The sequence below is a fragment of the Photobacterium sanctipauli genome (assembly GCF_003026495.1).
GTDB lineage: Bacteria > Pseudomonadota > Gammaproteobacteria > Enterobacterales > Vibrionaceae > Photobacterium > Photobacterium sanctipauli.
This window is the reverse complement of sequence record NZ_PYMA01000002.1, coordinates 643,926-657,096: the sequence shown is the minus strand read 5'-3', so window position 1 is coordinate 657,096 and position 13,171 is coordinate 643,926. Positions and strand designations below refer to the sequence as shown.

Below are 13,171 nucleotides of genomic sequence, written 5' to 3'. Positions count from 1 at the left end.
CCACTACCGGATATGATGGTAGTGGTGTTTTCATATTTATCGCCGCTAATCAACTTAGCTCGTTGCCCGAAGTAAATCAGAGGGTTATTTCAGCCTTGTCAGCTTTTCCCGACAACTCAATAGCAAGTGAATAACATAATTGAGTTACATGGCATTTTATTCACTAGCTATTTCACCAAAATGTTCCCTTTCTGACCTATTAATTATTCCATTAATAAAAATAAAATCAGAATTTCCAGTCTTTTTATTCTTTTCTTACAAATACCCGCCTTAGATTTCGAGAAGTATATCCTCAGTCATACTTTGTCCTTAATTTTAGGCACAAACAAATGACAGCCGCTAAAGTTGAAATGCAAGCTCAATATGATAGTGGCTCTTATACCACTTCATGTGTGTGCATTACCTAACTGCGTCACATGGCGATTTATGCCGTTGGGTAAAAAATACAAGAAAGTAAGGAAGCGAGTTATAGTAAAAGTATGTGCTACGCACGTACCAAGGAGTAGAAATGAAAAACTATACAGAGCAGTCTGTTGCGTGCCCCCACTGTGGACACAACATTCATATAACACTTGACGCGAGTGCTGGCAGCCAAGAGTTCTACGACGACTGTCCTGCTTGTTGTCATGCCATTCACCTAAACATGCAGGTGGATGAGTTGCACAAAACCATCAACCTCTTTGTTGATGCTGATGACGAGCAAATATTTTGACCTATTCAAAAGAAAACCCCTGGCGGGGTTTTCTTTTATCTTCGAGGGTCAGTTACAAGCCTGTACGCTGCGCTAAAACACGCTCAACCGTATCAACAATTGCCTGAGTTTGCGGGTCAATTTCTAAATTCACCTTAGCGCCAACAATTCGCTCACCGAACAAGGTGCGCTGAAGTGTTTCTGGAATTAAGTGGACATTAAAGCGGCCATCTTCTACATCACCGATAGTCAACGAACACCCATCCAAGCCAATATAACCTTTGCGTAAAATATACTTTTGGTAACCTTCAGGAATAGAAAACCAGATAGTTCGATTATTCTCGCTTGATTCGATACTACTGATCGTGGTCAGGCTATTAATATGTCCCGACATGGAGTGACCACCAATTTCATCTCCGAACTTGGCAGCTCGCTCAACATTAACACTATCACCTACCTCTAAGAGGCCAAGGTTCGTCACGGCCAAGGTTTCTTGCATCAGGTCAAACGAGACTAAGTCGTTCTCGATTTTCGTCACGGTTAAACAGCAACCATTGTGAGCAACAGACGCACCGATGGCTAACCCTTCATGCATTTCAGGGCTCAATTGAATGACATGCGTTTGAAAACGTTCTTTCTTATCGATAGCAACAACTTTTGCCGTTCCTTGTACAATACCGGTAAACATCTCAACCTCTTAAGTGTTCTAACGAATTTCCGAATAGACAAGATAATATCAAGATATCCCTTAAGTAAATAGCGAGTTGATTTGAATAAGCCCATATAAAACGATATTCTTTACACGTTAATTTTCGCTTTCAGTTATTCATTTTATACATTGGTTTCACATGCTAAAAAAGCTGTCTAACAATCTTGGTTTACATATCCAACTTACTTTGACAGTTTTTGTCCTATTAACCGCTTTTCCAATTGGTGTACTTTGGCATCAAAGCTCTGAAAAGGTGGTACTGCAAACCATAGAACGACTTTACCAGCACTCTAGCAAGGCGGTAAAAAATCAACTTGATGGCTTCTTCGAAGAAGCCAACCACGTTTATCTGCACCAAGAACGCTACGCCGAGCAACTACCGGAAATCATCAAGCACCGAGAGCAACTCTTTTCTCATATAGCCCACATACTGAATCACCATAGCAGTATCGATTACTTTTACTTTGCCAATCCTCAAGGCGGGATAATCTCTTTCGGATCAGACACCGAAGGCAACTTTATCCGGATTGAATCTAACAACGGCGTCGCCGGGCCACTTTCGAGCTTTGTAACTGACTACCAGGGCCTCAACAGCAATCAAATTGGCCACAACGACTACTTTAATGCCACAGAGCGTGGGTGGTACCAGAATGCTATAGCAGCAGACAAACCGGTATGGAGCAAAATATACAAGGGCGCGATTGACCAAAGCCTACTTGGTGCCAGTTTATCGAAAGCACTTCGCGATGAAGACGGCAATATTCTCGGCGTTTGGGGGCTAGATCTCACGTTAGACAGTGTCATTAGCCGACTTAAAAAAAATAAGCTCAGTGAGAATGGTTTCGTCGCTATTCTCAATGATAGCGAAACCATCTTAGCCAGCTCAGACAGCAAGCACCATGCGATCGACGGTCAATTGCAAACCGTTTCAGAACAACGCACACCTGTGCTGTATCAGTTGGTCAATAACACTCGTCAAACTCAAGAGTCAGTGCAAACCACTCGCTATGAAAACGAAGATTGGGTAGGTTTTGTCACCCACTACCCGATTGGTAGCGCAAATAGATATCAGCTCAGCCTCGTCTTTTATTCACCCCTGTCTGATTTTTCGCCTGCTTTAGAAAATGCCAACAACTCAGCCTTCGCCCTCACCCTGATAATGGTTCTTTTCGCCTTGTACTTTGGCAAACTGTCAACATTACATATTTTATCGCCGATACAACAGCTGACTAAAACAGCCAAACGAATCAGCCATGGCAAAAAGCAAAAAATCATTAAAATCGAGCGTGAGGATGAATTAGGTGAATTAGCCACCTCATTTAATCAAATGACCTCAAATCTGGCTTCTACCATTAACAAGCTGGAGCAAGAACAACAAGAAACTATTCGTCTGAACGCATTGCTCGAAGCTCAAAATAGCAAGCTAGAAGAACAAGTTAAACGTCGCACCATTGCACTAACCGAAGCCAATGAAAAGCTTAAGGCGTTAGCGTACATCGACTCCCTCACTGGCATTTCAAACCGTGGTTATTTCTGGGAGCAGCTAGAAGCAGAAAGTGCCAGAAGAAATGGCTGGTTGCTTATTCTTGATTTAGACAACTTCAAAACCATCAATGATAAATACGGCCACCTCATTGGTGACGAGGTATTGAAGCACTTTACCCAACTTTGCCAACAGGTGCTTAAGCCCAATACCTTAATTGGCCGCGTCGGGGGTGAAGAGTTCGCTATTTGGTGCACCAAAGCCAGTAAAAATGACATAACGCAGATCGCCAGCAATTTATTTGCTTTGTTAAAACGCTCCCCGCTAGAGCACGAAGGCCTAAGTATTACAATTTCAACCAGCATTGGCGCCAGTTACTGTTGCGGTAATCCAGAAAAGGCTTATGCCGCTGCAGATAAGTTGCTATATCAAGCCAAGCACTCAGGAAAATCCCAAATCGTTCTCGAATCATTGGCTCATGAGGGTCAATGATTCACGAGAATAATGCCAACAGGTTGAAACTTGCTTTAGCATACTAAGATCTCTATAGCGCTTATTATTATTAAGCTTTTCGGCCTGCGCCAATTGTTTCACACCGTTAAACCGTTATAATTCACGCGATTTTAATCTCTGATCCTTCAGGAGCGCTTTCGTGCATAATTATCGGCGTGAGACACGCCACCTACTCAAACTTGCTTTTCCCGTTCTTATCGCGTCTGTTGCCCAAACATCCATGGGGTTTGTCGATACGGTGATGGCAGGTGGCGTCAGCGCAACTGACATGGCGGCAGTTTCTGTCGCCGCCAGTATCTGGCTTCCTTCCATCCTGTTCGGTGTGGGATTGTTGATCGCACTTGTACCCATCGTTGCGACCCTCAATGGATCAGGCAAGAAAGAAAAAATTCCATTCGAAGTACAGCACGGCTTCATGCTGGCAGCCATCATTTCTGTGCCTATCATTCTTGTGCTCTACAATGCTGGTGCATTAGTTGACATGATGGACGTTGAGCAAGCGTTAGCTGAAAAAACCATTGGCTACCTTCACGCTGTCTTGTTTGCCGTGCCGGGTCTTCTCTTTTTCCAAACCCTGAAATCTTTCTCTGAAGGCTTATCCCTTACCATACCCGCTATGGTCATTGGCTTTATTGGCCTAGCCGTCAATATCCCGCTGAACTGGATTTTTGTCTACGGTAAGTTCGGTGCCCCCGCTTTGGGTGGTGTGGGCTGTGGCGTGGCAACCGCCATTGTTTACTGGCTCATGTTTGGCTCCATGCTGGTATATATCAAGCTAAATAAAAAACTAAACAGTGTCGGTTTATTCAGCCACTGGCATAAGCCTCAACTGGGTGCTATCAGCCGATTATTCAAACTAGGGCTACCGGTTGCGGCATCTATTTTCTTTGAAGTCTCACTGTTTGCTGCCATCGCCTTGCTAATATCACCACTGGGCTCCATTACCGTTGCTGCCCATCAGGTGGCGAGTAACTTCTCATCGTTGATTTTCATGATCCCGATGAGTATTGGTGCCGCTCTGAGTATTCGTGTCGGCCACCTTCTGGGCCGAAAAGACATTGAAGAAGCTAAAATTGCATCCCATTGTGGGCTGTTGGTAGGCCTGCTTACTGCAATGCTTACTGCCGTGCTTACGGTTGTGTTCCGTGAGCAAATCGCCCAAATGTACACCGATAACCCTGAAGTTATCTTTATCGCCGGCCAGCTGCTGTTCCTCGCTGCAGTTTACCAATGTACCGATGCGATACAGGTTGTTGCAGCGGGTGCCCTGCGCGGTTACAAAGACATGCGCGCTATCTTTATCCGCACCTTTATTGCTTACTGGATTTTAGGATTACCCATTGGCTACATCTTGGGTATCACCGACTGGTTGGGCGAGCCTATGGGGCCTCACGGGTTCTGGATCGGTAACATTATCGGCTTAACTGCAGCTGCGATTATGCTGGCAACGCGTCTTCGCTGGATTCACCGCCAAGATGATGAAAGCCAAATTGCCATGTCGCTACGTTAACTGCTAGCCATTCTCCTACTCAAACCAACTTCGAGATGATAAAGGCGACCCTGGGTCGCCTTTTGTTTTATTTGCTTCGTATAATTAAACAATCAAACTAAATGATGGCAAATGAATGCGTTATGTTTTCTTAATTTGTTGTTGCTGGCTGTTAATTGGGTGCGAGCGTGATACAGCAACGGCACAATTTAAAACCTATAGCCAACGACTGGCGAATGTACTCGACATCAGCGCTGCCTCAGCCAAACCTGGTGATATACCAGAATTTCCTGCCACCAGAGAGTTGACCTTACCGGTTGAAGATATTCGAATTGGTATTCTCGATGCTTACGAGCTTCGCAAATGCGGCCTATTCAACCTCATCGCAGAGCGCAATTCGATACTGGGCAAGGTTCAAGATAAATCCCGCCAATTACGTTACGAATTGATGCTACTTAGGGGGATCGAACACTGCTTAAAAACCCTACCCGATGACTTCGAGCTCAGCGATGAGTTACGTTCATTTGAGCAGCAAAAACAGGCACAACTGCCTATCTACTTGTGGAACATGCTCGTCACCGGTAAGGAGTGGCGACAACAACTCACCCTATTCCACCAACCCTTTAGCTTAAATGAATTTTACGGCTTTAATGAAAGCCTCAATGCGTTCAAATACTTACTTTATTTATCTTCTCAGATTAATGACCAGCAAAGCGTTCCCGACAAGCAAGCCGAGCGCGTGCTTTACCACCAGGAGCAAATTCACCCCCACCATTACTTTGGGCAGCTAATATATTCAATCTCGTTATCCAGCCAATGGCTGGATGCCATCACAACCATGCTCGAAAGCCAAGAACAACGTATCATTTGTGGCGAAGGGCGAAACCAGCAAACCGCACAATACCTAACTAACGTTTTCTATAAGTTTTTCGCCACTGATCTACAAAGCTATCTCGCCGAACTTGACTCACAGTACCTTGAAATTCAACCGATACTTAGCCAACTGCTGTTACAACATAGCCTGAAAACGCCGGAGATGACCCCCTACATCAACTACTACCTGATGGGCGAGATGCATGAGGATTTCCGTCGTGCCACGCTAGCCCACGTTCAATTTTGGCAGCGCGTTTTCAAGCGCTGCAACATTAAAGTGGGCAGAAGCCCATTGGGCTAATTTGGCAACAGCCATGTAAGACACATAAAAATAGCGTCGCAACAGCGGGATAGCGCAAAGATTTAGGCTCCCGAACTATCCAATGTCACTTTTAGCCTCTAGTATGATCACACACATGTTGTGGCTGGAGCCTAAAATGAAAAAACACAAGAATGAAGCAAAACTACTGAAAAAAGCCTTAGAGCTGGGTTTTGCCTTTGCACAAAAACAAGGCTATGGCGACCTAGATAAAAGTGTCTCAGCTAAAGATAAGGTAGAGTGTATTTACCGTTTACTGGTCGAGTTCAAACAGATCACGCCATTGCCCGAAGACAAAGAAGACGGCCCAAACATGAAACATAAGCTGGTACTATGGATCACCCGCTTATTACCAGCTGATCACGAGTTGCTGAATTAAGCATTGCGGCTCATATTCAGGTCAGGTAACGTATTCGTCATAAACATATTCCAAGGCAGGAACCAACTATGCGTCGGGTGGTATTTAACCAAAAAGGTGGCGTCGGAAAATCTAGCATCACCGCAAACCTTGCTGCATTGAGCGCAGCAAATGGCTACAAAACTTTATTAATTGATCTGGATGTACAGGGCAACAGCAGCCATTATCTTGGCTATAACATTGCCAGTGACAGTAACAAAACCATCGCCGACTTATTGAACCAGACCGTTGGCTGGTTTTCGGTCTCCACGCCGGTTAAAGACTTCCCCCAACCCACCGCCTTCAACAATCTGGATTTGATCCCTTCAAGCCCTAAGCTTGAAAAAATTGAATCTGAGCTTGAGCGCCGTTACAAGATTTACAAGCTCCGCGATGCGCTTGAAGAGTTGGAAAAAAGCTATGATCGAATATACATCGACACGCCGCCTAATCTGAATTTCTTTAGTAAAGCTGCGCTAATTGCCGCCAACAAGCTACTTATCCCGTTTGATTGCGATAGTTTTTCCCAGCAGGCACTGATCACCTTGCTTAACAATGTGGCCGAGTTGCGCGAAGATCATAACCCTAAACTTGACGTCGAAGGTGTGATCGTCAATATGTTCAATGCTCAGGCGAAGTTCCCAAGCCAGATCATCGAAGATCTTCAAGATTTAGGCTTGCCAATTCTAAAGCCTTACCTCCCGCTATCAATCAAGATGAAAGAGTCGCACTATCATCAGCGACCTCTTATTCACTTGTTGCCGAATCATAAACTCACCCAAACCTTCGAGCAGTTGTACCATAAGCTTGAAGAAGTCACAGAAAAAGCCGTATAAGCATTAACCTCAAGGTAACGCTTTCAGTGACACCTTGAGGTTATAATCTGTTCAATAACAGATAATTACCATTACGCCAGTTGCAAACAACTGGCGTAAAAACCATCATTACAACTGATTTATTTCTTCATTTGGATAAACTCTAAGCAAACAATCACTTTTTTCTAAATTAATCGATCGTTGCCCTTGCACGGCCAGAATGAAGTGTTTAATATCGCTTCTGTTCCACGGGAACATAGTACGACCGTAGCTCAGCTGGTTAGAGCACCACCTTGACATGGTGGGGGTCGGTGGTTCGAGTCCACTCGGTCGTACCAGATTCTTAGAATCAACAATGCGTCTGTAGCTCAGCTGGTTAGAGTACTACCTTGACATGGTAGGGGTCGGTGGTTCGAGTCCACTCAGACGCACCATTTTAGTAAGTCACTTGCTAAGAGATTTATTAAAGATAGTACGACCGTAGCTCAGCTGGTTAGAGCACCACCTTGACATGGTGGGGGTCGGTGGTTCGAGTCCACTCGGTCGTACCAAATTCTTAGAATCAACAATGCGTCTGTAGCTCAGCTGGTTAGAGTACTACCTTGACATGGTAGGGGTCGGTGGTTCGAGTCCACTCAGACGCACCATTTTTGATAAGATCATTTTCTAAGTGATGTTATTAAAGATTATACGACCGTAGCTCAGCTGGTTAGAGCACCACCTTGACATGGTGGGGGTCGGTGGTTCGAGTCCACTCGGTCGTACCAATTTGCTTTGAAGCGAATTATGTTGCATTATCCCAAGCAACAACCCGAAAGATTTCGGGCGATTAGCTCAGTTGGGAGAGCACCTCCCTTACAAGGAGGGGGTCACTGGTTCGAGCCCGGTATCGCCCACCATATTCTCTTACGAGAAAATAAAGCCTGCACTTTGTGCAGGCTTTTTTGCTATCAGGCGATAGCTATTCTCGAATGTCAAAGCGACTGAACATCAAAGCACGCCAGCAGCGTTGGCATCACTCCCATTCCGTTTTATACCTAAGGCACCTTGGCTACCGTTGTATCGCTCAACTAAGCTATTCTCAAATGAAACGATGTGGGGTTGGAGCCGTGCGACTTCTTATATGCTTTATGATTGGGCTATACCTGACGGCTTGTACAGCCAGCAATTCACCATCTAATAGCCCATTAAACGGCAGCCAAGTAGCAATAAACCAGCCATTAGCCCATTCCCCTACGCTACCACCCTACTCCGCCACAGAAGCGATGAAATATCATGATCAAGGTGACATCGCAATCATGCTGTCTTTTTCTGGCGGGGGCACTCGCGCAGCCGCCTTTTCTTATGGGGTATTAAAGGCGCTTCATCAAACTATCATCAATACCGAACACGGCCCTCAAAGGTTACTTGATGAAGTTGATTTTATCAGCTCGGTTTCCGGCGGTAGCTTCACCGCCGCCTACTATGGCTTATACGGTGATAAAATTTTTGACGACTTCGAATCAGCGTTTCTCTATAAGGACGTGGGTGGCGACCTCTTCCATACCTTGTTCGACCCAAGACTCTGGTTTTCATCCGAAAGTCGTTCAGCTTTTGCCATCGACTATTTTCAAGACAGCCTATTCCATCACGCCACATTTGCTGACTTACAACGCACCAATGGCCCAACCATCATTTTAAATGCGACCGATTTAGGCTCAGGTGTTCGCTTTTCTTTTCTGCAAGAGTACTTTGATTTGTTGTGCTCAGATCTTAGCCACTACCCCGTGGCCGATGCAGTAATGGCCTCAGCAGCTGTACCCGTCATGTTCAGCCCTGTGGTTCTCAACAACTACCCAGGTTGCAAACCTAGTAATGGATTCGACCTTGAACGCCAAAGTGTGGATCCCCAAATTCAACGCACCATCGACGGCCTACGTAGTTACCAAAATAAGCAACGTCGCAAGTATATTCACCTTGTTGATGGGGGTATTTCTGACAACCTAGGTTTATTAGCGATCTACGATTTAGTGGAAAGCAGTGGCGGGAGTGAAGCCTTCATAGATCAAGTCGAAGTCAAACCCCGCTCACACATGCTCATTATTTCGGTGGATGCATCAACCGAGCCCTATTATCAATTTGAACAGTCCGCCGACGAACCCAGTATCACCGATACCCTTTCTGCCATTACCGACACTCAACTCCATCGCTATAACGACGCCACCAAGAAAGTGATCTGGGGGAACTTACTGGAATGGGCTGAGCTAGCTGAAAAAGAAGCGGGGATAGCTACCGACCCGTATTTTCTTCATGTTACATTGAAAAAAATCCCCCACCCCACCACCCGTTTTGACGCCAACACCATTCCAACTGATTTTACCCTAGACAAAAACGACGTTACCTTACTGGTTGATGAAGGCGAGCGACAGTTATTAAACCACCCGTTATACAACCAATTACTCGAGCAATTAAATGACTGAACTACAACTACAAACTTGCCTGATTTACAGTTTGTATCATGAGACAAATTAAAATTTCTCACTAGCACGACGTTAGTAAAGATAGACACCCCGACCTTTGTCGCTGAACTAAACTGAGAGCCAAACAACCAGTGGCTTGGGGTCTTATGCGAAAGCTTAGATTTGTTAAATTCAGACTTTTAAACCTTAAACTCTTATTAATAGGCTTGGCAGCATGCAGCCAAGCCTATGCGCTTGATGCTATTCCTCAACAAGATGGCTTTAGCGGGTTTGTAAACCTGGGTGCAGGTATTACCAATGTCGAATCTAACACCCTCGCTGAAATTTCAGGTATTAATCTTGGTAATAAGTCTATTGATTCCGTGTTCGATTCGCCCAAGGATAAAAGTGCAGGTATCCCTGTTATTGGGTTAGAAATCGCATATACCTTTGCTGAATCTCGTACCCAAATATTTCTCGGTAACCAACTAGAAGATTACCTACGTTTCGATTTCTCAACCCGAGCAGGTATTCGCCAAGAAATCGGCAAAGCCGGTATTATCGGTGTTAGCTACCTTCAAACCCCGCTAGCCACTGAAGTATGGGAAGATCCATTTGTTGAGAATAGCGATAGAAACAGCACCGACCGCACAAGTAATGGTTTTCGTCTTATCTGGGATAAAATGTACGGCACTGGCCTTGAACTTTCTTATTCACAGCGTGAAATCGACATTGATGACGAACGTAGTGGTGAGTTTTTAGGCTTAATGGAAGAGGAGAAAAATGCGCTTGATCGTAATGGCGATAGCCGCCGCTTTGCAATTAAGTACACCTTCAATGTTGATAAAGGAAAACACATCATCAGCCCGCAATTTACGTTTATCGACCAAGACTTAGATGGTGAGTCTATGGCGTATGATGGTGTGGCACTTAACGTCAATTACATCTATTCAATGGGTCGATGGCACTTTGTCTCAAACGCTTCGATTGCAGGGCTGAATTACGACGAAGAAAATCCTATCTATGACCAAAAAGCAGATACTCAGCGTTACGGGGCCAGCTTCACTGCGTTCTACGGGGCACCATTCGGCTGGAAGAACTGGTTATTCAATACCGGCGTAGTGTGGTTTGAAGAAGACAGCGATATCAAATTTTACGATTCATCTGTTCAGTTGCTCAGCGCTGGTATGTTGTATCGATTTAAATGAACAAACCATTACAACGATCACTTAATTAAACTATTTGCATAGCAAAGCCACGCTATTTCATATTAAATTGGTATGAGTCATTTGAATTTATCCACCACAAGGATGTAGGTAGAGTAATGAATCATATTTTTAATATTTCGACTTCTTTGCTTGCCTCAACCTACCGTTTTTGGCGTGGCACTGTTGCCAGTAAAACAGTTAACCAACCAGAAGATACCTTAATTCTATTTGACCGTGAAGGTGATAGCGATTGCAGGCTGGTTCGAGAAGTCTTAACGGAGCTCAATCTTGATGTCATCATCACACCTTGCCCTGTAGGCGGAAAAAACCTCGAACAATTACAGAAGCAGTTTAACCTTCGTCAACTGCCCATCTTCGTTGATAACAATCATCAAGTCGTCTGCAGTGGCTCTAAAGCAATTTGCCACCATCTGTTTAAACATTACCAAGCGAGCCGGCAGCCAAATAAGCTGCTTTCAAGCAACCAATTTTCAGCCTTGAAAGATGGCGTGACATCGAAATTGGCATCCTGTATCCGTTTAGGCGCAGGAACAAAAGCAAGAAAATCTCGCCAAGCAGACTTACCACTTATCCTCTACAGCTTTGAATCAAGCCCATACGCACGACCAGTACGCGAAAAACTCTGTGAACTCGAACTGACCTATATCTTGATCAACATCGGTAAACAGCAAATAGCGGATATGGGCCCTGCAAAAATGCGTTGGACGTTAAAACCCTACCAACCGCTGCCAAATACCAAGCGAGATGAGTTTTACCAGCAATACGGTAATGTTCAAGTGCCCTACTTAATGGACCCAAATACCAAAGCAGCAATGTTTGAGTCAGAAGCCATTCTTTGTTATCTAGAAAGCACTTACGCCCTCTAGTCTTTTACCAACACCTCCTCCTATATCTGTCTGACGAGCTAATTCTTGTTTCAGGCTCCTCGCAACAAATGAAAATGTTCCCAAAGTAACACACAGAGTGTTTACAAGATCACATAATTTAACTCACCTCCCTCTTCAAATTGATAAACATCTCAAAAATAAAGCTATTCTTTGCTTAGCTTTAACCATGAATGTGAGAATAAACACAAAATAAAACAAACTTGTTATTAAACTCACGTATGGATTACGTTATGAATATAACCCCCCATAATAAAACAGTAGTGGCGACTGTTTTATCTTCTTTGCTCATTGCACCTTCTGTGCACGCTGTTTCGATATATAAACATGATAATGGCGATTATATCGACCTGTATGGCGAAGTCGGTATCGGTGGTTATTTTGGGGCCGAATACAAATCTGACGAATTTTATACCGACAAAACTTATATCGATGATTCCTACGGTACCTTGGGAATAAAGGGCCTCAACGGCGATTTACATTACCGCCTTGAATTTGACCTTGAGCGTGAAAATTGGAAAGGCGGCTCAGGTGATATGGTTACCACCATCGATAAAGTTTATGTCGGTTACGAGCTCAACAACTACCACTATATCGAAGCTGGCTTAACGGATACCGCCTTTGATGACTACGACAAATACGGTGATTTCACCTTCGATACCACAGTCGAAACCGGTGAAGCCGGCGACCAAGACGCTACCGTCAAATACGAGGGGCGTTACCCATACGACATTAAAGTTGGTATCTCCTATAGCTACGATGGTGAGTCAAGTTCAGGTGAACTGCAAGGCAACATAGTCAACGGCTATGCTGGGTACTTCGGTAAAACCTTCTCAATCGTACTGGGTCTTGAAGGCCGCGGGGGATCTGCTGGCGAATCTAAGTATGGCGAACAGCGTTTGGTTGGTTTAGCCATGCGCTACTCCGTTACACAAGACCTCACCCTGGGTTTCAATGGCTTCATAGAGAAAGAAGACATTGCGCAAAACAAAGTAGCCATTGATATCACTGATCCCGAAGACGAAAAGTACCGATTTAACGACTACCAGACCCTAACTAATGAAGGTGCCCTGATCTCGGCAAAATACGATATATCACAGCGCTGGCAGTTGGTTGGCTCAATGAACTACGAAGCCTACGAAAAATGGGACAGAAATAGCGAGTTTTGGGATGAAGTTGAAGACCGCTGGGGACGCAGCCGTACCTGGGCCACAATGGGCGTGAACTTTATGCCGACCCAATCATCCATTATTGCCGTTGAAGGCAATGTGGGTGAAGCCGCCCAAAACGTCTATGCCTACGCTCGCGTGTACTTCTAAAACGCCAAATAG

11 protein-coding genes and 6 tRNA genes are annotated in these 13,171 nt (G+C 44.7%); 16 read left to right on the top strand and 1 reads right to left on the bottom strand.

What is annotated here, in order from left to right:
• Nucleotides 1-508: 508 nt before the first annotated feature.
• Nucleotides 509-712 carry a CPXCG motif-containing cysteine-rich protein gene (locus C9I98_RS06060; protein ID WP_036828023.1) on the top strand — a complete coding sequence of 68 codons (204 nt, stop codon included), beginning with the start codon at nt 509-511 and terminating at the stop codon, nt 710-712.
• A gap of 52 nt (nt 713-764) precedes the next feature.
• On the opposite strand, the gene C9I98_RS06055 is transcribed toward C9I98_RS06060, so the two are convergent.
• A complete protein-coding gene (locus C9I98_RS06055) occupies nt 765-1,379 on the bottom strand; it encodes a riboflavin synthase (RefSeq protein WP_036828026.1) in 615 nt (204 codons plus the stop codon).
• Between the two features lie 160 nt (nt 1,380-1,539).
• Between C9I98_RS06055 and C9I98_RS06050 the strand changes: the two genes are divergently transcribed.
• The 15 genes from C9I98_RS06050 (at nt 1,540) to C9I98_RS05980 (ending at nt 13,159) form a co-directional block, all read left to right on the top strand.
• On the top strand, nt 1,540-3,375 hold the full coding sequence (locus C9I98_RS06050; protein WP_036828028.1) for a diguanylate cyclase: 1,836 nt from the start codon (nt 1,540-1,542) through the stop codon (nt 3,373-3,375).
• 160 nt (nt 3,376-3,535) lie between these two features.
• A complete protein-coding gene (locus tag C9I98_RS06045) occupies nt 3,536-4,906 on the top strand; it encodes an MATE family efflux transporter (protein WP_107271709.1) in 1,371 nt (456 codons plus the stop codon).
• 115 nt (nt 4,907-5,021) lie between these two features.
• Nucleotides 5,022-6,059, top strand: a complete 1,038-nt coding sequence (locus C9I98_RS06040) for a DUF3080 domain-containing protein (RefSeq protein WP_107271708.1) — start codon at nt 5,022-5,024, stop codon at nt 6,057-6,059.
• A gap of 136 nt (nt 6,060-6,195) precedes the next feature.
• Nucleotides 6,196-6,456: a DUF5062 family protein gene (locus C9I98_RS06035; RefSeq protein ID WP_036824506.1), complete on the top strand. Its 261-nt coding sequence runs from the start codon at nt 6,196-6,198 to the stop codon at nt 6,454-6,456.
• Between the two features lie 68 nt (nt 6,457-6,524).
• A complete protein-coding gene (locus tag C9I98_RS06030; protein WP_036824503.1) occupies nt 6,525-7,310 on the top strand; it encodes a ParA family protein in 786 nt (261 codons plus the stop codon).
• Nucleotides 7,311-7,550: 240 nt separating this feature from the next.
• Nucleotides 7,551-7,627: transfer RNA gene (locus C9I98_RS06025), tRNA-Val, on the top strand.
• A gap of 19 nt (nt 7,628-7,646) precedes the next feature.
• Nucleotides 7,647-7,723: transfer RNA gene (locus C9I98_RS06020), tRNA-Val, on the top strand.
• 40 nt (nt 7,724-7,763) lie between these two features.
• Nucleotides 7,764-7,840: transfer RNA gene (locus tag C9I98_RS06015), tRNA-Val, on the top strand.
• Nucleotides 7,841-7,859: 19 nt separating this feature from the next.
• Nucleotides 7,860-7,936 (top strand) — tRNA-Val (locus tag C9I98_RS06010).
• Between the two features lie 43 nt (nt 7,937-7,979).
• A tRNA-Val gene (locus tag C9I98_RS06005) sits at nt 7,980-8,056 on the top strand.
• A gap of 56 nt (nt 8,057-8,112) precedes the next feature.
• Nucleotides 8,113-8,188 (top strand) — tRNA-Val (locus tag C9I98_RS06000).
• A gap of 210 nt (nt 8,189-8,398) precedes the next feature.
• Nucleotides 8,399-9,748 (top strand): patatin-like phospholipase family protein, encoded by a 1,350-nt coding sequence (locus C9I98_RS05995; RefSeq protein WP_158262663.1) that lies wholly within the window; start codon nt 8,399-8,401, stop codon nt 9,746-9,748.
• 206 nt (nt 9,749-9,954) lie between these two features.
• A complete protein-coding gene (locus C9I98_RS05990) occupies nt 9,955-10,935 on the top strand; it encodes a DUF2860 domain-containing protein (protein ID WP_245907094.1) in 981 nt (326 codons plus the stop codon).
• 116 nt (nt 10,936-11,051) lie between these two features.
• Nucleotides 11,052-11,822 (top strand): glutathione S-transferase N-terminal domain-containing protein, encoded by a 771-nt coding sequence (locus C9I98_RS05985; RefSeq protein WP_051902253.1) that lies wholly within the window; start codon nt 11,052-11,054, stop codon nt 11,820-11,822.
• A 251-nt stretch (nt 11,823-12,073) separates the two neighbouring features.
• A complete protein-coding gene (locus C9I98_RS05980; protein WP_107271706.1) occupies nt 12,074-13,159 on the top strand; it encodes a porin in 1,086 nt (361 codons plus the stop codon).
• The last annotated feature ends 12 nt before the right edge of the window (nt 13,160-13,171 follow it).